Origin of the sequence: Microbispora bryophytorum, assembly GCF_043197435.1 — a bacterium.
GTDB classification, from domain to species: domain Bacteria; phylum Actinomycetota; class Actinomycetes; order Streptosporangiales; family Streptosporangiaceae; genus Microbispora; species Microbispora bryophytorum.
The window spans coordinates 13,745-35,827 of the sequence record NZ_JBICTF010000013.1 but is presented as its reverse complement, the minus strand read 5'-3'; the positions used below and the strand labels follow the sequence as shown (position 1 = coordinate 35,827).

18 protein-coding genes are annotated in these 22,083 nt (G+C 69.0%); 5 read left to right on the top strand and 13 right to left on the bottom strand.

The features are described from left to right. Positions 1 to 41: 41 nt before the first annotated feature. Positions 42 to 713: a FadR/GntR family transcriptional regulator gene (locus ACGFIB_RS33095; protein ID WP_142576102.1), complete on the bottom strand. Its 672-nt coding sequence runs from the start codon at positions 711 to 713 to the stop codon at positions 42 to 44. A 301-nt stretch (positions 714 to 1,014) separates the two neighbouring features. After that, complete coding sequence (locus ACGFIB_RS33090) at positions 1,015 to 2,613, bottom strand: lectin (RefSeq protein ID WP_357250483.1); 1,599 nt, start codon at positions 2,611 to 2,613, stop codon at positions 1,015 to 1,017. Positions 2,614 to 3,179: 566 nt separating this feature from the next. Here ACGFIB_RS33090 and ACGFIB_RS33085 point away from each other — a divergent pair. Further along, a complete protein-coding gene (locus tag ACGFIB_RS33085) occupies positions 3,180 to 5,924 on the top strand; it encodes a beta-L-arabinofuranosidase domain-containing protein (RefSeq protein WP_357250481.1) in 2,745 nt (914 codons plus the stop codon). A 19-nt stretch (positions 5,925 to 5,943) separates the two neighbouring features. On the opposite strand, the gene ACGFIB_RS33080 is transcribed toward ACGFIB_RS33085, so the two are convergent. Both ACGFIB_RS33080 and ACGFIB_RS33075 read right to left on the bottom strand, forming a co-directional pair. Beyond that, positions 5,944 to 6,444, bottom strand: coding sequence for a GNAT family N-acetyltransferase (locus ACGFIB_RS33080; RefSeq protein ID WP_357250478.1), 501 nt, complete (start codon positions 6,442 to 6,444; stop codon positions 5,944 to 5,946). Continuing rightward, entirely contained in the window at positions 6,441 to 7,019 is a 579-nt protein-coding gene (locus ACGFIB_RS33075) for an NADAR family protein (protein WP_142576108.1), read from the bottom strand. The genes ACGFIB_RS33080 and ACGFIB_RS33075 overlap by 4 nt, the downstream gene beginning before the upstream one ends. A 3-nt stretch (positions 7,020 to 7,022) precedes the next feature. Here ACGFIB_RS33075 and ACGFIB_RS33070 point away from each other — a divergent pair, with 3 nt between their 5' ends. Further along, positions 7,023 to 7,178: a hypothetical protein gene (locus ACGFIB_RS33070; protein ID WP_393377383.1), complete on the top strand. Its 156-nt coding sequence runs from the start codon at positions 7,023 to 7,025 to the stop codon at positions 7,176 to 7,178. A 61-nt stretch (positions 7,179 to 7,239) separates the two neighbouring features. On the opposite strand, the gene ACGFIB_RS33065 is transcribed toward ACGFIB_RS33070, so the two are convergent. Then, on the bottom strand, positions 7,240 to 8,871 hold the full coding sequence (locus ACGFIB_RS33065) for a cellulose binding domain-containing protein (RefSeq protein WP_393377094.1): 1,632 nt from the start codon (positions 8,869 to 8,871) through the stop codon (positions 7,240 to 7,242). An 860-nt stretch (positions 8,872 to 9,731) separates the two neighbouring features. On the opposite strand from ACGFIB_RS33065, the gene ACGFIB_RS33060 reads away from it, so the two are divergent. From ACGFIB_RS33060 to ACGFIB_RS33050, 3 genes are all read left to right on the top strand, one after another. After that, positions 9,732 to 11,204 carry an arabinofuranosidase catalytic domain-containing protein gene (locus tag ACGFIB_RS33060; RefSeq protein WP_357250469.1) on the top strand — a complete coding sequence of 491 codons (1,473 nt, stop codon included), beginning with the start codon at positions 9,732 to 9,734 and terminating at the stop codon, positions 11,202 to 11,204. A gap of 304 nt (positions 11,205 to 11,508) precedes the next feature. Continuing rightward, positions 11,509 to 12,528 (top strand): phosphotransferase family protein, encoded by a 1,020-nt coding sequence (locus tag ACGFIB_RS33055; protein WP_393377089.1) that lies wholly within the window; start codon positions 11,509 to 11,511, stop codon positions 12,526 to 12,528. A gap of 576 nt (positions 12,529 to 13,104) precedes the next feature. Next, complete coding sequence (locus ACGFIB_RS33050; protein WP_393377088.1) at positions 13,105 to 13,923, top strand: alpha/beta fold hydrolase; 819 nt, start codon at positions 13,105 to 13,107, stop codon at positions 13,921 to 13,923. A gap of 88 nt (positions 13,924 to 14,011) precedes the next feature. On the opposite strand, the gene ACGFIB_RS33045 is transcribed toward ACGFIB_RS33050, so the two are convergent. From ACGFIB_RS33045 to ACGFIB_RS33010, 8 genes are all read right to left on the bottom strand, one after another. Further along, entirely contained in the window at positions 14,012 to 14,422 is a 411-nt protein-coding gene (locus tag ACGFIB_RS33045; protein WP_357267376.1) for an SgcJ/EcaC family oxidoreductase, read from the bottom strand. A 174-nt stretch (positions 14,423 to 14,596) separates the two neighbouring features. Next, a complete protein-coding gene (locus ACGFIB_RS33040) occupies positions 14,597 to 15,700 on the bottom strand; it encodes an aminotransferase-like domain-containing protein (RefSeq protein ID WP_393377365.1) in 1,104 nt (367 codons plus the stop codon). A gap of 105 nt (positions 15,701 to 15,805) precedes the next feature. Beyond that, positions 15,806 to 16,843 carry a hypothetical protein gene (locus ACGFIB_RS33035; RefSeq protein ID WP_393377086.1) on the bottom strand — a complete coding sequence of 346 codons (1,038 nt, stop codon included), beginning with the start codon at positions 16,841 to 16,843 and terminating at the stop codon, positions 15,806 to 15,808. Further along, a complete protein-coding gene (locus tag ACGFIB_RS33030) occupies positions 16,830 to 17,501 on the bottom strand; it encodes a VC0807 family protein (RefSeq protein WP_393377083.1) in 672 nt (223 codons plus the stop codon). Before ACGFIB_RS33030 ends, ACGFIB_RS33035 begins: the two co-directional genes overlap by 14 nt. A gap of 8 nt (positions 17,502 to 17,509) precedes the next feature. Continuing rightward, on the bottom strand, positions 17,510 to 18,046 hold the full coding sequence (locus ACGFIB_RS33025; protein WP_393377080.1) for a TetR/AcrR family transcriptional regulator: 537 nt from the start codon (positions 18,044 to 18,046) through the stop codon (positions 17,510 to 17,512). 186 nt (positions 18,047 to 18,232) lie between these two features. After that, a complete protein-coding gene (locus tag ACGFIB_RS33020) occupies positions 18,233 to 19,525 on the bottom strand; it encodes an SGNH/GDSL hydrolase family protein (protein WP_393377077.1) in 1,293 nt (430 codons plus the stop codon). Positions 19,526 to 19,620: 95 nt separating this feature from the next. After that, positions 19,621 to 20,409 (bottom strand): SDR family NAD(P)-dependent oxidoreductase, encoded by a 789-nt coding sequence (locus ACGFIB_RS33015; RefSeq protein ID WP_357252966.1) that lies wholly within the window; start codon positions 20,407 to 20,409, stop codon positions 19,621 to 19,623. Positions 20,410 to 20,487: 78 nt separating this feature from the next. Beyond that, positions 20,488 to 21,975, bottom strand: a complete 1,488-nt coding sequence (locus tag ACGFIB_RS33010; RefSeq protein WP_393377075.1) for an MFS transporter — start codon at positions 21,973 to 21,975, stop codon at positions 20,488 to 20,490. Between the last annotated feature and the right edge of the window lie 108 nt (positions 21,976 to 22,083).

Here is a 22,083-nt window from a genome sequence, read left to right as displayed (position 1 = left end):
ACGCCGTCTGCCGGAGCGGCGGCACCGGGGCCCGCGCCGGTTCACAGCGTGCGGCGGAGCCACTCCTCGACCCCTGCCACGTGGACCGTGGCCCAGGCTCTGGCCACATCCGGCCTCCGGGCCGCGATCGCGTCGGAGATCATCACGTGCTGCTCCCGGGTGTCGTCGAGCGCTCCCTCCTGGGTGAGGCCGCGCCACACGCGGGCCCGCGTCGTCGGCCCCGAGAGGCTGTCGATCAGCGAGCACAGCACCGGATTGCCCGACCCCGCCGCGATGTGCCGGTGGAACCGCAGGTCGTTGGTGACCATCTCCTCCACGGTGGGCTCGTCGGGCAGTGCGTCGAGGATCGCGCGGAGCTCCTTGACGTCCTCGTCGGACATGTTCATCGCCGCCATCGCGGTGGCGGCGGGCTCCAGGACCCGCCGCACCTCCAGAAACTGCAGCACGGTGTCGTCGCGGTGGAAGTCCACGACGAACGACATCGCCTCCAGAAGCAGGTGGGGCTGCAGGCTGGTGACGTAGGTGCCGTCGCCCTGCCGCACGTCGAGCACGTTGATCAGAGCGAGGGCGCGGACGGCCTCCCGCAGGGAGTTGCGGGACAGACCGAGCCGTTCGGCCAGATCGGCCTCCTTCGGCAGCCGGTCACCCGGAGCGAGCTCGCCCGACGTGATCATCTGCTTGATCCTGTCGATCGCCGCGTCCGTGACCGCCACGGAGCCTCCTCCACTGTCTCCTCGCGAACGAGGCCGCATACATCGGATCTCTAGCAGTGTAAAGGAGTGGGATCGTGTGCGCATCGGACGTGCCTCTGCCGAGGCGCCGCCATTTGTCGGCATCGGGGGGAGGAACGGTGTCACGGGTTCCTCCGATCTCCTCCTCCCCGCCGTACGCGGATCGCGACGGACAGACGGACGCGTGCGAAGAGGCGCCGGGTTCTCGAAGAGCCGTCGGGTTATCGCCGGGTGCCCGGTGCCGGGGGCGGCGGTGGCCGCCTCCGGCACCGGTGCCGGTCGGTCAGGCGCGGGTCCAGCGCTGGTTGGACTGGCCGTTGCAGGTCCAGATGATGACCTTGGTGCCGTTGGCGGTGCCGTTGTTGTAGGCGTCCAGGCACTTGTTCGCGCCCACGGCGGTGATGCTGCCGTCGGAGTTGAACCGCCACTTCTGGTTGTTCTGCCCGTTGCAGTCCCAGATGAGCACGCTGGTGCCGTCGGCGGTGCCGGCGCCGTTGACGTCGAGGCACTTGTTGCCGTAGACCCGCAGCTCACCCGAGGAGGTCGGGGTCCACTGCTGGTTGGACTGGCCGTTGCAGTCCCAGATCTGCGCCAGGGCGCCGTTGGCCTGGGAGACGCCGGTGACGTCCAGGCACCGGCCCGACTGCACTCCCTTGATCGCGTTCGTTCCGGTGGGGGTGGGCGTGGGGGACGGCGTGACCAGGCCCCCTCCGCTCACGACGTACATCGCGGCGCCGTGCGCGGGCACCGACGCGCTGATCGACCCGGAGGAGGAGCCGGTCGTGTGCGCCCACAGGTCGCGCACGGAGTAGGAGGCCGCCGCGCCCAGGCCGAGGGCGGAGGCGGTGGTGGACACGGTCGCCGTGCCGCTGCCCCGGTTGAGCAGCACGACCGCGACCGAGCCGTTCGACATCGGCTTGCGCCAGACTTCGAGGTTGCCGTTGTCGCTGATCTTGGAGCCCTGCCGGCCGCCCCAGTCCTGGTTGACCGCGATGACCTCGGTGTTGGTCAGGATCGTACGGGTGTCGGCGCTCATCGAGCGGATGTCGTTGCCCGCGATGAGAGGCGCGTTCAGCAGCGCCCAGAGGCTGAAGTGCGCCCTGCCCTCGGTTCCGGTCAGCGAGCCGTTGCCGACCTCCAGCATGTCGGGGTCGTTCCAGCCGCCCGGTCCCGAGTACGCCTCCAGCCCGACCTGCTGGTCCAGGATGCCCATGACCGAGTTCCAGTTCCCCTGGATGTCGCCCGTGGTGCGCCAGGAGTTGCCGGTCTGCATGCCCCAGGTCCAGACGCTCTCCTGGCCCCAGTTGCACAGGCTGAACAGAATCGGACGTCCGGTGGCGGCGAGCGCGTCACGCATCGCCGTGTAGCGCTGCTGCCCGTTCTTGCCCTGGTGGTCGCCGCAGTTGTCGTACTTCAGGTAGTCGATGCCCCAGGAGGCCCACAGGGCGGCGTCGCGCCGCTCGTAGCCCAGGCTGGCCGGATAGCCCGCGCAGGTCGTGGTGCCCGCCGAGGAGTAGATGCCGAGCTTCAGTCCCTTGGCGTGGACGTAGTCGGCGAGCGCCTTCATGCCGCTCGGGAACTTCTGCGGGTCCGCCACCAGGTCCCCGCTGGAGTTGCGGCTCTTGGTCGACCAGCAGTCGTCGATGTTGACGTACTTGTAGCCCGCCGCAGCCATGCCGCTGGAGACCATCACATCGGCGGTCTGCTTGATGAGATTCTCATTGACGTTGCAGAAGAAGCTGTTCCAGTCGTTCCACCCCATCTGGGGCGTACGGGCGAGCCCGTTGTCCAGCGCGGCGGCCGGCGACGTCATGCCGCCGACGGCTACCAGGGACCCGGCGGCCAGCACTGCCGCCAGCATCCATCGAACAATCCTGTGCATCTGACTCCTTAGCCGTGGCCCGGCCCGTCGCCCTCGGAGCCGGCCGGGGCCTGTTATCGATAACATCGCTCGCCGTCGGCTCTCCTGCCGGGTGCATTGTGGTGTGCGGCGGAGCAAATACGACCCCGCCGATCCCGTCAAGTGGGCTGCGGCGCGGATGCGTGGCCGAATGCCGTGCCGCCTGCCCTCACCGGGCGCGGTCGTCGATCCGGGACACGCGCTCGGTTGAAAGTTTCAGCCGAGAGCGCCGCTGCCGGGCATTTCCGGAACGTTGCGGCGGCGGGATTTTCCATCGCCGCAGGCAGGAGAGCCTCCTCCGTAGATGATCACGCGAAACTTTCCGACTCAGTCTTGACAGATTTCGGGGACGGTTTCCAAACTGAGCCCGGGTGGTCTCCTGTCGGAGCGGTGGTGGGCGGCGGTTCTCGCCGCCCACCGCAGCTCCTGCGACGGGTGACCGCCGTCGGTTCTGCGGGTGTTCCGCGCCTCGTTCGACGTCATTCACGCCGAATGGCGAGTGCCTGAATCTGTTAACGCTAACAAGACGGAGAAGTTCAGGAGGCCACGTGTCGCCCTCGTCCCTCAGCCGCCGCCGGCTGCTTCAGACCGCCGGGGCCGCCGTTGTGGCCTCCGCCGTCGGGGAGATCGCCGGCGCCGGAGCGGCCGGAGCCGCGGTCGCGCCGGCCCGGGCCGACATCGGCGTGTCGGCGTACGCCTTCGAGCTCGGGCAGGTGCGGCTGACGGGGGGCCGCTGGCTGGACAACCAGAACCGGACACTGTCGTATCTGCGGTTCGTCGACGCCGACCGGTTGCTGTACAACTTCCGGGCCAACCACCGGCTGTCCACCAACGGCGCCGCCACGAACGGAGGGTGGGACGCCCCGACGTTCCCGTTCCGCACCCATGTGCAGGGGCACTTCCTGACCGCGTGGGCCCAGGCCTACGCCGTGCTCGGTGACACGACATGCCGGGACAAGGCGAACCACATGGTGGCCGAGCTGGCCAAGTGCCAGGCCAACAACGGCGCCGCCGGGTTCAACACCGGATATCTGTCCGGCTTCCCCGAGTCCGACTTCACCGCCCTCGAAGCACGCACACTGAGCAACGGCAACGTGCCGTACTACTGCGTGCACAAGACGATGGCCGGGCTGCTCGACGTGTGGCGGTACATCGGCAGCACGCAGGCGCGTGACGTGCTGCTGGCGCTGGCCGGCTGGGTGGACTGGCGGACCGCCAGGCTGAGCGGCAGCCAGATGCAGAACATGCTGGGCACCGAGTTCGGCGGCATGAACGCGGTGCTGACCGACCTCTACCAGCAGACCGGCGACTCCCGCTGGCTGACCGCGGCTCAGCGGTTCGACCACGCGGCCGTGTTCAACCCCCTCGCGTCCGGCCAGGACCAGCTCAACGGTCTGCACGCCAACACCCAGGTGCCCAAGTGGATCGGCGCCGCCCGCGAGTACAAGGCGACCGGCACCACCCGTTATCGGGACATCGCCGCCAACGCCTGGAACATCACCGTCGGCGCGCACACCTACGCGATCGGCGGCAACAGCCAGGCCGAGCACTTCCGGGCCCCCAACGCCATCGCCGGCTACCTCACCAACGACACCTGCGAGCACTGCAACAGTTACAACATGCTCAAGCTGACGCGCGAGCTGTGGCTGCTCGACCCGAACCGGGCGGCGTACTTCGACTTCTACGAGCAGGCGCTGTTCAACCACGTCATCGGCGCGCAGAACCCCGCCGACGGCCACGGGCACGTCACCTACTTCACCCCGCTCAAGCCGGGAGGCCGCCGTGGCGTGGGCCCGGCGTGGGGCGGTGGCACCTACAGCACCGACTACAACTCCTTCTGGTGCTGCCAGGGCACGGGTGTGGAGGTCAACACGGCGCTGATGGACTCCGTCTACTTCTACAACGGCACCACACTGATCGTGAACCTGTTCACGCCGTCGGTCCTGAACTGGACCCAGCGGGGGATCACGGTCACCCAGACGACGTCCTATCCCGCGAGCGACACCGTCACCCTGCAGGTCACCGGCGGCACCGGCGGGTCGTGGTCGATGCGCGTCCGCATCCCCGGCTGGGCCACCGGGGCGACGATCAGCGTCAACGGCCAGCAGCAGAACGTGGACACCACCCCCGGCACGTACGCGACCCTCACCCGCACCTGGACCTCCGGCGACACCGTCACCGTCAGCCTGCCGATGCGGGTGGTCATGAAGGCCGCCAACGACAACCCCAACGTCGCCGCGATCACGTACGGTCCGGTCGTCCTGTCCGGAAACTACGGCAACACCGCGCTGTCGGCGCTGCCCGCCCTGAACACCTCCTCGATCACCCGGACCGGCACCACGGCGCTCACCTTCACCGCGAGCGCGGGCGGCTCCGCGGTCAACCTGATCCCGTTCTACGACGCGCACGGGCACAACTACACCGTCTACTGGAACACCAGTGGCGGGGGAGGAGGCGGCGGGAACGCGAGCTACCGGCTGGTCAACGCGGCCAGCGGCCTCGTCCTGGGCATCCAGAACATGTCCACCGCCGACGGCGGTCTCGCGCTGCAGTGGACCGACAGCGGCACCGCCGACCACGACTGGGAAATGGTCGTCGACGGCACCGCCGTACGGCTGCGCAACGTCAACAGCGGCAAGGTTCTCGGGGTGGAGAACATGTCGGCCACCGACAACGCCCGCGTGCTGCAGTGGACCGACAACGGCACCGCCGACCACCGCTGGACCGTCATCGACGCCGGCGACGGCTCCCACAAGATCCGCAACGTCAACAGCGGCAAGCTGCTCGCCATCCAGGGCGGCTCGACCGCCAACGGAACCCAGGCCGTGCAGGACTCCGACAACGGCGGCGCGGACAACCAGTGGCGGTTCGTGCCCAACGGGGCCCGGCGCATCCAGAACCTGGCCAGCGGGATGGTGCTGGGCGTGCAGAACATGTCCACGGCCGACGGCGGCCTGGTGATCCAGTGGGGCGACAGCGGCACGGCCGACCACCTGTGGACCGCCGTCGTGGACTCCGGCGGCTACCTGCGCCTGCGCAACTCCAACAGCGGAAAGGTGCTCGGCGTGGAGAACGCGAGCACGGCCGCCGGCGCCCGGGTGCTTCAGTGGGCCGACAACGGCACGAGCGACCACCGGTGGCGGCTGCGGTACGGATCCAACGGATACTTCCGCATCCAGTGCGCCAACGGCGGCCGGGTCCTCGGCGTCAGCGGCGGCTCCACCGCCCAGGGCGCCCAGATCGTGCTCGCCGACGACAACGGAGCGAACGACCACCTGTGGCGGTTCGTCTAGTCCGGAGGTGAGCGGGCGGTCAGGGCCGCAGGCGGTAGTGGGCGTCGGGCAGGTTCTCCTCGTTGCCGCTGCCGTCGTCCTCGGCGACGAGGGTGAAGCCGTGCCGCTCGTAGAAACGCCGGGCGCCGGTGTTCCGCTGGAACACACGCAGGTCGAGCCCGCGGGGGCGCGCCTTCTTGACGTGGTCGAGCAGCGCGCTCCCGACGCCGCCGTTCTGCGCGGCGGGCGCGAGGTAGAGGTGGTCCAGCCACTGTCCGCGCAGGGCGGCGAATCCCACGATCCGGCCCCGAAGCTCGGCGACCCACACCTGCGACGAGGGGAGCACGACGCCGGCGATCCACGCCCGGGTCTCCTCGTCGCCGTGCAGCCGGGGCAGGTACGTCATCCCGGCCCGGGCGGCGAGGAACACCTCGGCGACGCCTTCGGCGTCACCGATCCCGGCGCGGCGGATCAGGGGCGGCGTGCCGGGGGCGGACCGTCCCCCGCGGCTGGGCCGGGCAGCGTGGGCGCCGGCGCTCACGAGCCGGTCTCCAGGGCGTCGCGGGCCGCCATCAGGGCGAAGCCGAGCAGGTTGAGGCCCTGCCAGGACGAGGGGGAGGCGGCGCGTTCGTCGTCGGCGGTCAGGCCGATGCCCCAGACCCGGTCGAGTGGGCTGGCCTCGACCAGCACCCGGCCGGCGGTCGCGAGCAGGAAGCGCGACAGCTCGGGGTTCTGGCCGAACTTGGCGATGCTGCCGCGGACCACGACGCCGAACCGATGCGCGGCCCAGACCTGCTCGTCGAAGTCGCGTACCGCCCGGCCGAGCTTCTTGGCCTCGTTCGGGTGACCGGCTGTGAGGACGCGTTCGGCGGTTGGCGCGTCGCCGAACAGCCAGGCCTTGTGCGCCATCATGTAATGCTCCGCCGAGGCGAAGGTGTGGCCGTCCTCCGTGAAGGCGGCCGGCCACCACTGCGACAGGCAGCCGGGGCCGACCCCGCCGTCGCGGGCCGGCCGGTGGCCCCAGAAGTACAGGTAGCGGAGGGCGCGGCCGTCCCGCTCCGCGGCGACCGCCTCGTCCACACTGCGCGGTAACACGATCTGCTCGGACACGCCCACACCGTGCCACAGACCGGCTCGTCCCGGCCATCGAGTTTCGCCGCCGCACCGTTCCGCTATGGGCCGGACGGAGATGTCGTCGACGTCGCCGGCCTGGCGCAGGCGATCAAGCACGGCGACCGGCCACCGCAGCTCCTCCTGCCCGTGACGACGTCGTGAACGAGGATCGGTGTCAGGGGCCGTGATCGACCGGCCGGACGCACTCGGCCCCTGACAAAGATCACGGGCTCGTGCAGGTGACGCCGGTGGGGGCCGAGCCGCTGCCGTTCGCGGTGAATCCGAAGGCCGTCGAGCCGGCACCGGCGACGGTGCCGTTGTAGGGGGCGTTCTTGACGGTGACGGCGCCGCTGGTGCCGGTGTTCACGCCGTTCCACAGGCTCGTGATGCTCTGCCCGCCGGCCAGGGTCATCGTCACGGTCCAGCCGTTCAGCGAGGTCGACCCGTTGTTGCTGACGGTGACCTCACCCTGGAAGCCGCTGCCCCAGTCGTTGATCTGCTTGTAGGTCGCCGTGCAGGCGCCCGGCTGCCCGCCCGGCGTCGGCGACGGGCTGGGGGAGGGGGACGGTGTAAGGGACGGCGACGGCGTGGGTGACGGAGTGGGTGACGGCGTGGGGCTGGGCGACGAGGTCGCGCCGCCGCTGACCCGGTAGACGACGGTGCCGTGTGACGGCACGCTTGCCGAGATGGCGCCGGTGCTGGCGCTGACGGCGTTCGTCCACGCGTCGCGCAAGGTGAACGAGCCGCCGGACAGCCCGATCGCGGACGCGGTGGTGCTGATCGTGGTCGTGCTGCCGCCCTGGTTGAACAGGGCGACCGCGACGTCGCCGTTGCTCAGCTTCTTGGCCAGCACGCGGCGGGTTCCGTCGTTGCTGATCTGGCGGGCCTGCAGGCCGAGCGAATCCTGGTTGATCGCGATGAGGTTCTGGTTCTTCAGGATGGTCTGCGTCGCCGAGTCCATGCTGCGCAGGTCGTTTCCGGCGATCAGAGGTGAGGCCATCATCGCCCAGAGGGCGAAGTGGCTGCGCATCTCGGTGTCGGTCATGCCGCCGCGGCCGACCTCCATCATGTCCGGGTCGTTGAACGCCCCAGGTCTCGCGTACGACGCCAGCGGGACGGTGACGTTGACGATGTTCTGGATGCCCATCGGGTATCCGTTGGTCTGACCGGTGTCCCACTTGTTGGTGATGTCCTCGGTCGTCCGCCAGATGTTGGCCACGTCGCCCCAGTCGCGCTGCGGCCCCGTCTTGGCGTGGATGCTGTTGGAGTTGATGCTGTAGACGATCGGCCGTCCGGTCGCCGCCAGCGCGTCACGCATCTTCGCGAACGTGCGGACCTGGTCGTCGATGGAGCCGTTGGGCGAGCACCAGTCGTACTTCAGGTAGTCCACGCCCCAGGCGGCGAACTGCCGGGCGTCCTGGGCCTCGTGTCCCTGGCTGCCGGTCGCGCCCGGATAGCCGCCAAAGTACTGCGCGCAGGTCTTGTCCACCGGCACCTGGTAGATGCCGAACTTCAGCCCCTTGGCGTGCAGGTAGTCGCCGAGCGCCTTCATCCCGCTCGGGAACCGCGACGGGTTGCCCTGCAGGTTCCCCGACGAGTCGCGGTTGGGGTTGAACCAGCAGTCGTCGACCACGACGTACTTGTAGCCCAGGTCGCGCAGCCCGGAGCTGACGATCGTGTCGGCCATCTGTTTGATCAACGTCTCGTTGATGTTGCAGCCGAACGTGTTCCAGCTGTTCCAGCCCATGGGCGGCGTGCGGGCCACGCCGTTCTCCAGAGCGCCGGCCGGGTCCTGCAGGGCGATCGAGGCGCCTGCGAGTACGCCCGCGGCGAGTAGGACTTTCACGTTCCGCACGGATCCTCCATGAGTGAGCTACGGATGTGTGGCGAATACCGAGGACCAAGGGCTCGCGCAGGTGGCGGCGGGGCGTGGCCGCGCTCCCGCCCTGCGCCGGCTCGGGCGCGTTCTGGGCGGTGCGGCCGTTGTTCCTGGTGAACCGGTCGAGTACGCCGACGGGAATCAGTCGCAGAGCCTTGTCCTGCCGGAGGGCCCTCGTGGGGTGAGCGCCCGGCACCGGGTCTACGGGCAGGTGAAGCGGACGACGCGTCGCCACCGCTGCCGATGCGACACTCGCGGCGCCGCGACCGGAACTCCTGCCGTCACCACCGACCCCGGCAGGAGGCCGCTTCGGGACTCAGTGTGGAAACCGCGACGAAAACTGTCAAGAGAATCTCGAATTGTTTCGTGGCGGCGCGGGGAGCTTATCGCCGCTGGCCTGCGCTGGTGAGGGGCATGATCGGTGAAAGTTTCTCCGGCCCCCTGCGGAAACGCCTCATCGGTCGATAACGGGGCGGTCAGAGCCCGGAATGTTATGACTTCTTCAGCCTGAAACTTTCACCTCCCATACCTCGCGAGCGACCGGACCTCGCCCTGATGGGAGCAGGTGAGGCGGGCCCGCGGCGGACCGAGGGCCGGCGCGGAGAAGACCGGGACCTTGACGAGGCTCCCTCGCGTCGTATTTGCTCCGCCGCACCACCACCAGCACATGTTCCGGCAGAGAAGGACAGGTCCCGCAGATGGATTGTTAACGCTAACAGTGGGATCTGCCCTCTCTGCCGGCTCGCGAGAACGCCGAGCCGCCTGTGCTGTCGCCGACCGCCGCCGGACCGCTACCGACCGCTGTGAAGACGGGAAACGAACCACCGGGAGTACGGATGAAGATCCCTCGCCTGCGGCTGTGGATTGCCACCGGGCTCGTCGCCGTGGCCGGCGCGGCCGGTGCGCTGACCGCGCCCGCCGCGCATGCGGCCACGGGCTGCCGCGTGGACTACTCGGTCACGAACCAGTGGCCGGGCGGCTTCGGCACGAACGTGAGCATCACCAACCTCGGTGACGCGATCAACGGGTGGCGGTTGAGCTGGTCGTTCGCCGCGGGGCAGACGATCACGCAGCTGTGGAGCGGCTCGGTGACGCAGTCGGGCGCCCAGGTGACGGTCGCCGACGCGGGCTACAATGCGACGCTGGCCACCGGCGCGAGCACGTCCTTCGGCTTCAACGCCTCCTGGAACGGCACCAACCCGGTGCCGGCGAGCTTCACGCTCAACGGCACGGCCTGCACCGGTGGCGTCACTAGTTCGCCCAGCCCCAGTCCCAGCCCCCGCGTCAGCCCGTCCGCGAACCCGTCCCCGAGCCCTTCTCCGAGTCCTTCGGCCAGCCCGTCGTCCACACCGGTGTCGAGCAAGCCGTGCGACATCTATGCCGCCGGTGGCACGCCGTGTGTGGCCGCGCACAGCACCACGCGCGCGCTCTACAGCTCCTACAACGGCAGCCTTTACCAGGTGCGGCGCTCCTCCGACAACGCGACCAGGAACATCGGCGTCCTGGCTCAGGGCGGTGTCGCCAACGCCGGGGCGCAGGACTCCTTCTGCTCCGGCACCTCCTGCGTGATCACCGTCGTGTACGACCAGTCCGGGCACGGCAACGACGTCGCCTACCAGGGGCCTGGCGGGGCCGGTGGCAGGGACACCGCCGCGAGCGCGACATCCGAGTCTCTGACGGTCGGCGGCAGCAAGGCGTACTCGCTGTACATCAAGCCCGGCAACAGCTACTGGCGGGACGGTCACCTGACCGGCGTGCCGACGGGCAGCGCGCCCGAGGGCATGTACATGGTGACCAGTGGCACCCACGTCAACGGCGGTTGCTGCTTCGACTACGGCAACAGTGAGACCACCAGGAAGGCCGACGGGGCCGGCGCGATGGACGCCATCTACTTCGGCACGAGCTGCTGGTTCGGCGGCTGCTCCGGCTCCGGCCCGTGGGTCCAGGCCGACCTCGAATACGGCCTCTACCCCGGTGGCAGCCAGTCGTGGAACTACAACCAGAGGGCGTTCACCAGCAAGTTCGTCACCGCGACGCTGAAGAACAACGGCACCTCACGCTTCGCGATCAAGGGCAGCAACGCGCAGTCCGGCAGCCTGTACACCCTCTACGACGGCGCGCTTCCCCGGGGCTACAGCCCGATGAGGAAGCAGGGCGCGATCATCCTGGGCAGCGGCGGCGACTGCTGCGCCACCAACACCAACCAGAGCCAGGGCACCTTCTACGAGGGAGCCATCGTCTCGGGTTACCCGTCCGACGCGACCGAGAACGCGGTGCAGGCCGACATCACCTCCGCCGGCTACCGCTGATCCGAAATCGCCGTACGCCGATCGCGGCGACGCCTTCACATGGACCGCCTCGTGGCCGGTCAGCTCGACGTCACGATCACGGTCTGCGTCCCCGGCCTGGCCGGGGACGCAGACCGGCTCGGTGAGGTCGCCGCGATCGAGACCACGCCGGCCGCTGCCGCGCAGAAGCTGGAGGCCATGCGCGAGCTCGCGTCCGCAGCGCCACCGTCCACCTTGGCAGCCCGATGTCCGCACCTCGACCGGCCGATCGAGCGGCTCGTGATCGTCCAGCAGACAGGAACCATGGGACCTTTAGAGTTGCCGAATGTCTCTTCAGCATCTGACCCACAACCGGCTCAACGGAGTGACCGGCGGGATCTGGCGGGACGGCAACGTCGTCCATAAGGTCCTCACCCATCGCCGTGACGACGCCCCTGGCCACTGGGCCTCCTCAGCCGACCCGGCACACTGGAACTACTGGCGTCGAGAGGCACTCGCCTACGAAACCGGCCTCCCCCGACAGCTTGGCCTCGGCGCACCGACGGTCCTCGACATTCGGGAAGTCGGCGACGAGGAGATCGAACTGCTGCTGGAGGACGTGCAAGGCCACCACTCGTCACAGTTGTCCGTCCAGGATCTCGTTGAGACCGCCCGGGCGCTCGGTCGCAGCCAGGGACGCAAAGACCTTCCTGAACATCCATGGCTCAGCCGAGGTTTCCTCCGGGACTACAGCACTTCCCGGCCTGCGGACTGGCGTCTCCTCGAGGAGGACCGAGCGTGGTCCCAGCAACTGATCAAAGACCACTTCCCGCCGGAGCTCCGCGAGGGGCTTCACCGCCTTCACCTCAACCGGGAACGCCTGTTGTCGCTCATGCAGACCGTGCCTCGCACCATCTGCCACCTGGACGTCTGGCCCAACAACATCATCCGACGCCCGTCCGGCGAAGTGGTGTTGCTCGACTGGGCCTTCGTCGGTGACGGCGCCCTGGGCGAAGACATCGGCAACCTCATCCCCGACTCCGTCTTCGACCTGCTCGTTCCCCACCAACTGCTCGGCGACCTCGATCGCCAGGCCACCCGGGCCTACCTCGAAGGCCTGAACGAAGCCGGCTGGACCGGCGACGAACGCCTGGTGCGGCTCGGGATCTGCGCCTCCGCGGTGAAATATGACTGGCTCACCGCCAGAAGCCTCGAAACGGCTTCAGCGGACCAGCACACCGACTACGGCGGCGACACCACCGTGGACCCTGACGCCCGTTACGCCGCCCGAGCCGCCGGGCTTTCACTCTGCGCCCGATGGGCCCGCGAGGCAGACGATCTCGCACACGACCTCGGGATCTGGTGACCCGATCGGCGCCCTCCGCACACAAGGGTGACAGAACCTTCGACACATCGAATCCCGTCCCTCATCGCACGCTGAGAAGCGCCGGCGCCGGCCGTGCCGAATCGAGCACGGCGACCGAGGCCGCGGTGCTCAGCCCTCGCAGCCTGTTCCCGCCGGACTACCTATCCACCTTCGATCATGATCAGCCGAAATGCCTAAGCGTGACAGATTCCCCGCTCTGTGGATCTCCGTACGTTTGTGACCAGCAAGAACACAACACGAAGGAGCTCCGCATGCATCACGTCGACCGGCTCGTCGCCCGCTACGTCGCCGCCTGGAACGAAACCGACCCGCCGGGGTGGCCATCGGTCTGCTCTGTTCCATGACGACGGCGTCGTTCCTCCTCATCCTGGCGCTTCATCTGCGGATGGACCGGCGTGTGGGTACCGCCGTGTGCGTCGCGGCCGTCTCCGGCACACAGCGCGATCCGCGCGTGAACAGGAAGCGGTAGGACCGCGCGTTCCCCATGCGTCATCGACGCGGCTGTGCGTCGGTTACTTGTACCAAGCCACGTTCCACCACCAAGGAGTTGCGACGATGCCCTTTTATGATGCTGCCGACGGCACCCGCCTGGCCTACGAGGACTACGGAACCGGCGAGCCCATCGTGTTCGTGGCGAGTTGGTCGCTGGCCTCCGATATGTGGGAGTATCAGGTGCCGTTCTTCGTGGAGGAGGGCTACCGATGCGTCCTGCTCGACCGGCGCGGGCACGGTGGCTCCGATCGGCCCGGTACCGGCTACGACTTCGACACCCTCGCCGATGACATCGCCCGTCTGATCGAGTACCTCGACCTGCGTGACGTGACCATCGTCGGGCATTCGACCGGCGGCGCCGAGGTGGCTCGCTACCTGGCCAGGCATGGTGAGGACCGGGTCGCCAGGGTCGCCTTCGTCTCGGCGATGCTGCCGTTCGTCATGCGCACCGAGGACAACCCGGAGGGCCTGCCGATCGAGTTGTCGGAGGCGGCCGTCAAGCAGTTCCGCATCGACAGGCCCAAGTGGTTCGCCGACCGGGCGCAGGGCTTCTACGCCACCCACCTTGGCAACGACGTCTCGCCCGCGCTGGTGGAGCAGGGCGTGCGCCGGTGTCTGGAGACCGCGCCGATGGCAGGCATCGAGTTGTGGCGCGCGACGGCCCGCACCGATCACCGCGAGGGGCTGCGCCGGATCACCGTGCCGGCGCTCGTCGTGCACGGTGCCGCAGACCAGTCGGCCCTCATCGACCTGACCGGTCGGCGTACGGCCAAGCTGATCCCCGGCTGCGTCTACAAGGAGTACCCCACAGCCGGACACGGCTTGTTCGCCACCCACATCGACGAGTTCAACGGCGATCTGCTCGAGTTCGTCAAGGGCTGACGCGGGGTTGGGCAAAGTGGTGCAGGCGGGTGAGCGGCAGCCCCGACGCGGGTTGCCGTTCACCCGCCTCGGCAGGGGCATCCGCAGCTCAGTGCCCAGGTGCCAGCACCGGGCTGTTGTGATAGGCGGCGATCAGCCACCGACCGTCCCGCTTCTCGAGGACCCAGGTCGCGTTCACCTTACGCTGGTCCAGAACCTCGGTCTCGCCGGCGAACAGAATGGCGGATTCGCTGACGACGATCGCGCCGTCCCTGCCGACGAAGCGGATGCTGAGCTGCTTGTTGTAAGTCGAGCTGCCCTTGAGCGGCCCCTCGAAGCCCAAGGCCATGCTCTGGCGGATCACTTCACGGCTGTCGCGGAGCGAGCCGGTCATGATGGCGGTCGCGTCCACGGTGTAGTTGGCGACCATGCCGTCGGCGTCGCCGGCTTCCCACGCCTTGTAGGAGTCAACCAGCACGGCCTTGATCGCGGCCTCGTCCTCCGCACGACTGTCTGACATCGGATTCTCCCTTGTGACCGGTTCGCCTGGGGTGTTCCGGCGAACTCGCCACTACATACCGGCGGTGGGGCCGAAACTCATCGCGTCCGCGGCCAGGAGATGTCGAGGCGGGGGAACCCTCGTCCTGATCGCTGGCATCATGTGCCATATCGCCTTCGCGTGCGGCAGATCAGGTCAGTGCTTCTCGATGAGGCCCTGATCGATCACATGATCGCCGAACAGCGAGTCGATGTGCTTGTACGGCGTGGTGGCCGTCGCCCGGCGGGCCGCCCCGCCGGGCATGGTGAGCGTGTCGTTCAGAGCTTCGCCGAGGCGGTGCATTCCCTCGGTGGTCCTTTCCGGGGTGTAGGCGCTGAAGGACAGGCGCAGCGTCGCCCGGTCCGGTTCTCCGCAGTAGAACGGCGCTCCCGGCACGAATGCCACATGGTGGTGCAGCGCCCGCTGAAGCAGCTGGGCGGTGTCGATCTCGCCGGGCAGCCGGACCCAGACGCACATGCCGCCGTCAGGGGTGCTCCACGTGGTGCCGGGCGGGGTGATCGTGGCGAGCGCGTCCATCATGGCGTTGCGGCGGGGCCGGTAGGCGTCCCGGAGAGATCGGATTCGGTCGTCGAGGTCCGTCACGGCCAGATAGCGGGCCGCCGCGGCCTGGTCGACCGTGGAGGTGTGCAGATCGGTCGCCTGCTTGGCGACGGTCAGGCTGTGCCGGAGGTCGTTGGGAGCCCGCAGCCAGCCGAGGCGCAGACCGGGGGCGCCGATCTTGGAGAAGCTGCCGAGGTATATCGAGTTGCCCTCGCCGCCCGGGTAGGAGCTCAGCGGTGGCAGAGGTTCACCGTCGTAGCGCAGTTCGCCGTAGGGGTCGTCCTCGAGGATCCAGAAACCCTGGGCCGCGGCGAGTTCGGCCACTGCTCGCCGCCGTGGCCCGGTAAGGGTCCGCCCGGTCGGATTGGCGAAGGTCGGGACCAGGTAGAGCATCGTCGGCCGCTCCCGCTCGACGATCTCCCGCAGGGCGGCCGGGTCGAGACCGTCCTCGTCGCTGCGTACCGGGATCACTCTGGCGCCGGCCAGCCGGAAGCACTGCAACGCCGCCAGATAGGTGGGCTCCTCGACCAAGACGATGTCGCCTGGTTCGAGCAGGGCCGTGGCCACCAGGGAAATGGCCTGCTGGGAGCCGGTGGTCACCAAAAGGTCGTCGGCTGAGGTCTCCAGGCCGCGGTCGCTCAGGCGCCGTGCCAGTGCCTCCCGGAGGACGGGATCTCCTTCCGTCGAGGAGTATTGCAGGGTGCGCCGGCCCCTGGCCGGGGACAGGACGTAGTCGTAGGCGCTGCGCAGCCCGTCGAGATCGAAAAGCTCGGGGGACGGCAGCCCTGGAATTGGTCCTCCCGGTCATGTTCGCGCGGCGCCGGTCGGCGCCAAGTGCCCGGTGGTGTCCGCCGCCGGCGAGCGGCGTGATATCCGCCGCGTCAGAAGGACGCTCAGCGCTGCCGTCACGAGCGCGATGATCGCGAGGGCTGTCCTGTCCTGCGTCGTGCTCGCGGCCACGACGGTGCCGATCAGGCTGTGGGCGACCATCGCTCCGCCCCCGAGTCCGACGACGTGCGTGTCGGTCCACGCGACGGATGCGGACCAACGCCGGATCAGCGCGAACGTGCCGACGGCGAGCGCGGCGGCGAGCGCCATCGGCACGATGATCCACGCACCGCGGGTGAACGACGGCTGGGTCGCGCCCCACTGCCAGAGCGGGTAGAGCATCCCGAGCACGACCACCACGGCGGCGAACGCAAGTACGGCGAGTGCCCACGGTCCCGGTACGCGAAGCGACATGCGCGGCCGCTCGGAGCGACGCGGCACGAGCTTCAAGGCGACGACGCCGAGCGCCGCGACGACGATCAGGCAGCCGATCACGACGGCGAGGGGCGCCGTGTAGCCGGGGTCCTGGCTCGGCGGGACGGTGACCCGCAGGATCCCGACGCCGAGCACCGCCACGACCGCCGTGATCACGAGGCCGGTCCTCTTCAGGTAGGGGCGGTTCCGGTGGGCGGGGAAGAGCACGTTCGTCAGTGCGATGGGGACGGCGGCGCTGAAGGTCACATGGTAGATCGCGTTGACCTCCCAGTAGGGCAGGTTGATTCCGAGCACCCGGGCGCCCCATTCGGCCGCGTGGTACAGGTGCGGACTGGACAGCGCCTGCAGGCCGATGCCGTCTTCGACGAGTTCGTAGGCGAGGCCGAGGATCACGATGCTCGGCCAGCCTCGCCCGGATCGGGCGACCAGTTCGCGGATCAGCAGGACGCCGCCGCCGTAGACCGGGAGCCACAGCAGCACCAACCAGGCGAACATGATCGGGGTGCTATAGGCGGACTCCGCGATGACCGGGGCGAGGATCAATAGTGTGAACGCAGCCTTGCGGCTACCGGTCTTCACGGACGTCTCCACCTATCTGGACGATGGACCAGAGCCCCGCGGATGTGAAGTAGTGGAATTGCAGCAGTTGCAGGGCGGCGAACGTGACCGCCCACACGAGCACGCCGAGCCCGGGCACCAGGTCGACCGGGAGCGTGTAGGCCAGCGCGACCCGCACACCGGCGTCCACGAGCAGTCCGGCACCCCACAGCACGGTCACATGCCGCCAGATCCGACGGAACCGTCCGTCGCTCAGCCACAACACGTCCCACGACTCCACCCTGAGCGAGGCGCCGAGCCGGTTGCGGCGCAGCATCGAGCGGGCGAACGTGAATGCCAGAGGCTGGGCGAAGCCGAGCGTGACGAGGAACCCGATCCCGATCGCGGCGGTCAGCCACCCGGACTTCGCTAGCAGGAACTCCGGGCTCCCAGTGAGCAGCGAGGTCGCGGCGCCGACCGCGAGTAGCGCGAGTACGAACGCACCGAGCGCGTCAAGGCGCCGACGGCGGACCGCTTGGTACATAAGGAAACCGGCGGTCGGCACGGCGGCGAACACCAGCGAGAGCACCGCGTTCAGGCCTGCCAGCCGCAGCGCGTAGTAGGCGGCCACCGGCACGACGACGTCGAGCAGCAGTGGGGTGAAGGCCGCCAGGCGCGGACGTGCGCGATCGCGCGTCACGGTCATCGTCAGGCCCGGGTCGCGAGGTCGTACAGCGTCACGAGCTCGTGCGCGTAGGCCGCCATGTCGAGCTCGACGTCACCGGCGAGCAGCATCGTCGGCCCCTCCACCGAGCGCTGGATGCTCATGGCCATGATCCGCGGATCGAACGCACGGAACTCCCCACTCGCCTGCCCCTGCCGCAGCAGCTCCTCGATCGGCGAGGTCACCTCGCGCTCGTCCTGTTCGCCCCAGCCCAACTCGCCGCTCACGAGAATCCCGAGCAGCGCCTGCATCTGCGTCCGGTGCGTGAAGGCGAACTCGATGTTGCCCTCGATGTACGCGCGAAGCGCGCCCGCCACGCTCACCTGCCCCCGCATCCGCTCGCTGAGGAAGGAGCGGATCTCGCCGTAAACCTCTTCGACGATCTGGGCCATCAGCTCTCTCCGGCTCGCGAAATGGTAGGAGATCAACCCTGTGCTCGACAGGCCCGCACGTTCGGCGATCTTCGCGAACGAAGCCTTCGTATACCCCAGCTCCGCGATCGTCTCGATCGCGGCCGTCACTATCTGGGTCCGACGCGCGCGCTCAGTGAAGCTTCGGGACACGGACTCCGCAGAGTTTGCTGGCATAAGCAAAAAATAGCGTGGTTAAGCAATGCGTGCGCAAGCCGGTTGGTTCTCCCATGGGCGGATGGGCCATCACCCGCCCAATTCAGGGGATCGCCGGGCAGGGGCGGATGCCGTGATCGTTCAGAGCCGCTCGGCGATGAGGCGGGCCATGGCGGCGTAGCCGGCGTCGTTGGGGTGCAGGTGGTCGCCGCTGTCGAAGGCGGGGTCGAGCGTGTCGGGGTCGCCGGGGGCGGCCAGGCCCCGGTCGAGGTCGACGACGGCGTCGTACTCACCGGAGGTGCGGATCCATTGGTTGACGGCGTCGCTGACGGTGGCGGCGTGCTCGCCCCAGTGGTCGGAGTTCTTGAACGGCAGCAGGGTCGCCCCGACCACCTTGACGTCCTTGGCGTGCGCCTGCTTGATGAGCCGGCGGTACCCGGCGATCAGTTCGTCGGCGGAGACCACGGGCGCGGGCTTGTACGTCGGCGTGTCGGACTCGCTGAAGCCGATGTCGTTGACACCCTCCAGCATGACGACCGTGCCGACACCCGGCTGGTCGAGCACGTCGCGCTGGAAGCGGGCCGCCGAGTGGTCGCCGTACCAGGCCGAGTCGTTGAGCACCAGGTTGCCGCCGATGCCGGCGTTCAGCACGGGTCGTGCCCGGCCCGTGGTGGCGAGGTACTCGGCCAGCTCATCGGGGTAGCGGTTGTTGGCGTCGCCGGTCGAACCGAACCCGTCGGTGATGGAGTCGCCGAAGGCCACCACGGCGTCGTCTCTCTTTTTCTCACCTGAGACCTTCTTCTCACCTGAGACGTCGACGCCGGACAGGTAGTACCACGAGTGTGTCGCCTGCGTGAAGGCGTTCGCGGCGGTGTCGGCGCGGTGGTCGCCCTGCGCCCGATAGCTGCTGGCGTACGCCTGCGAGTGGAACGTCGCCGGCCCGGTGGTCCCGGCGAAGTACAGCGTGACGGCCACCGGCTGGAGCGGGCGGACGCGGAGCCGTACGGGGTCGCTGACCAGCGTGCCGTGGGCGGGGATGTCGGCCGATCCGGCGTGCCCGAAGGTCAGGTGCCGCACGGACGCCGGCTGCAGCGAGGCGCCGTGATCAGGGTAGGCCACGGTGGCGCCGGTCAGGCGCACGGCGGACGGGCCGTAGTCGTTCGACAGCCGGATGCGCAGCGACGAGCCGCCGGCGGTGAGCCGGACCACCTGGCGCACGCTCTGGCCGGTGAAGCCCTCCTCGGACCAGTTCGGCTCGAACCCGGCGCTGGCCCGCTGCGGCGCGGCCATCCACGCCGCTCCCCAGCCCACCTGCCGATCAACATCAGCGGGGGCGGGGACGGCCTGGGCGGGGACGGCACCGGCCGTGGACACGCCGAAGGCGATCACCAAAGCGGACAGTGCTGCGCCGGTCTGTGTCGCAAGCGAGTTCATGCTGCTTCCTTCTCAATGAAACTAGGGTTCCGTCAGGGGTCTCTACCGCCGCGCTGGCAGGGGCCGGAGACCCGGCATGTGCCTGCGCGGCGGGTTCACAACTGGCGCAGGGCTCCTCCGTCGATGGCCCACTCGGCACCGGTGACCTGGGCGGCGAGGGGTGACAGAAGGTAGGCGATGACGCCGGCCACCTCCTCCGGGGTGCCGATGCGTCCGGTGGGCAGACGCCGCTCGACACGGATGAAGTGGTCGACGGCGTCGGCGGGCGGCAGATCGAGGCGCTGGGCGAGCTGGTCGGCGAAGCCGCCCGGGGCATCGAAGAGCGCGGTGCGCGTAGGACCTGGGGAGACGACGTTGGAGCGTACCCTGGCCGGGCCGAGAGCCACGGCCAGGGCTTTCGACACCGACAGCAGAGCCGCCTTGGACGCGGCGTAGTCGGCGATGGACGCGTCGGGCAGGCGGGCCGCCTCGCTGGCGACGTGGACGATGCCACCTCCCTCGGGATTGTTCTCCAGGATCGGCAGTACGGCCCGGGTGAGCCGGACGACCGAGTGCAGGTTGAGCTCGAAGGTGGCGTGCCACTGGTCGTCGTCGATGTCCGCGAAGGAGTCACGGGAGGTCAGGGCGGCCGCGTTGTTGACCAGCCCGTCCAGCCTGCCGTGGCGGTCCATGATCTGCACGACGGCCTGGGCCGCAGTGGTCGGATCGGTGAGGTCGGCGCGAATGAACTGTGTGCCCGGCGGCAGCGCGGGGGTGGAGGAGTCGCCGCGCGCGAGTGCCACGACGCGGGCTCCCTCAGCCGCGAGTAGGTGGGCGGTCGCCAGGCCGATGCCGCTGGTCGCGCCGGTCACGAGAATCACCTTGCCGGAGAGCTGAAGGTCCATGGTGTGCTCCTCGGATTCAAAGACAGATGGGGAAGGCTGGGCGGGCTGGCCGGTGGGGCCCCGGGTCAACCCGCCCGGCTACGCCGGTGGTGTGTGCCGGCGGTACGGCGACGGCCGGTCACACGCGCTACGGTCGCGCCGTGTGCGCAGGATGACGGCGGCGATGAGGACGCCGGCAAGGACGAGGACGGCATTCGCGGCGACGGCGACGGTGACGCCGTGCAGGATCGCCCCGGCGGACACGGCGCCCGCCGTCGCGGCGGTGACGATCGCGGACATGATGGGGGTTCCCATGGCGATGCCGACCTGCTGGGACATCGACGCCAGCCCGGTGGCCAGGCCCTGCTCGTGGTCGGGGAGGCCGGTGGTGGCGGTGACCATGAAGCCGACGATGACGAGCATGTTGCCCACACCGCCCAGGAAGGTGGCGGGTAGCAGCAGCCCCATCGAAGCCGGCGTGTCGCCCAGGAAGAGCAGGACGGCGGTGAAGACCGCTTGCAGCAGCCCGCCTCCGACCAGGACGGCCACGGTGGAGGTCCGGGCGATCACCTTCGAGGCGATCACGCCGCCGGCCACGGTCCCAAGCCCCAGGACGCCGAAGGACAGCCCGGCGGTGAGGGCCGAGAAGCCGAGGGTCTTCTGCATGTACAGGGTGAGTAGGTACACCAGGGAGGTCTCGGTGACGAAGGCGAGCAGTCCGAGCACGTTTCCCCAGGCCACGGTGCGCTTCTTCAGTACGTGCAGGGGAACGAGGGGCTGGGCGGCCTTGCGTTCGACGAGGTAGAAGACGACCAGCAGGACCGCGCCGGCCAGCAGGGCCGTCAGGGCGACGGGGTGGGTCCAGCCGTGCTCGCCGGCCTGGGTCAGTCCGTAGACGATGCTGAACAGCCCGAGGGTCACGGCCAGCGCGCCGGGCAGGTCGATCCTGGGGCGTAGGGCGGGCCGGGACTCGGTGATGACGGTCGGGGCCACGAGGAGCACGGCGAGGGCGACGGGGACGTTGATGAAGAAGGCCCAGCGCCACGAGAGCAGGTCGGTGAGGGTGCCGCCGAGGACGGCGCCGGTGGTGAACCCGGCCGACATCAGGGCGCCGTTGAGACCGAGGGCCTTCTGACGCAGGGGCCCTTCGGGGAAGGACGTGGTGAGCAGGGCCAGTCCTGCGGGAGTGGCGGCGGCGGTCGCGAGCCCCTGGGCGACGCGGGCGACGAGGAGGATCTCGGGGGTCGGGGCGAGCCCACCGGCGAGCGAGGCCAGGCCGAGGAGCGTGAGGCTTCCGAGGAAGATGCGCTTGTGGCCGATCAGATCGCCGACGCGGCCGAAGAAGAGGGTGAAGCCGGCTGCCGACAGGGCGAAGGCGGTGGCGACCCACTGCAGATTGGCCAGGGAGAAGCCGAGATCGTCGCCGATCTCGGGCAGTGCCACGTTCAGGATCGAGAAATCGACGGCCAGCATGAACTGGGCGACCAGCAGCACCGCGAGGACGATCTTCAGGCGACCGGTCAGTCGCCGCGGAGGCGCGGGATGAACGGCGGCCGAGGCCATGGGTGCGGGCTTTGTGGTGGACATGACGGGGCCTTTCGAGGATGCCGGCGTGAGGCACATCTGCGCCGAGACGGAGGAGGCATTCCAGCCAAACGGGTCTTGGGTTCCGTTAAGATAATGGAACGGTAGCAC

Bases quoted from the DNA above. Each gene is read 5' to 3' on its own strand.
- ACGFIB_RS33090 (WP_357250483.1), bottom strand. From the start codon at position 2,613: ATGCACAGGATTGTTCGATGGATGCTGGCGGCAGTGCTGGCCGCCGGG.
- ACGFIB_RS33060 (WP_357250469.1), top strand. From the start codon at position 9,732: ATGAAGATCCCTCGCCTGCGGCTGTGGATTGCCACCGGGCTCGTCGCC.
- ACGFIB_RS33055 (WP_393377089.1), top strand. From the start codon at position 11,509: ATGTCTCTTCAGCATCTGACCCACAACCGGCTCAACGGAGTGACCGGC.
- ACGFIB_RS33050 (WP_393377088.1), top strand. From the start codon at position 13,105: ATGCCCTTTTATGATGCTGCCGACGGCACCCGCCTGGCCTACGAGGAC.
- ACGFIB_RS33045 (WP_357267376.1), bottom strand. From the start codon at position 14,422: ATGTCAGACAGTCGTGCGGAGGACGAGGCCGCGATCAAGGCCGTGCTG.
- ACGFIB_RS33020 (WP_393377077.1), bottom strand. From the start codon at position 19,525: ATGAACTCGCTTGCGACACAGACCGGCGCAGCACTGTCCGCTTTGGTG.
- ACGFIB_RS33015 (WP_357252966.1), bottom strand. From the start codon at position 20,409: ATGGACCTTCAGCTCTCCGGCAAGGTGATTCTCGTGACCGGCGCGACC.
- ACGFIB_RS33010 (WP_393377075.1), bottom strand. From the start codon at position 21,975: ATGTCCACCACAAAGCCCGCACCCATGGCCTCGGCCGCCGTTCATCCC.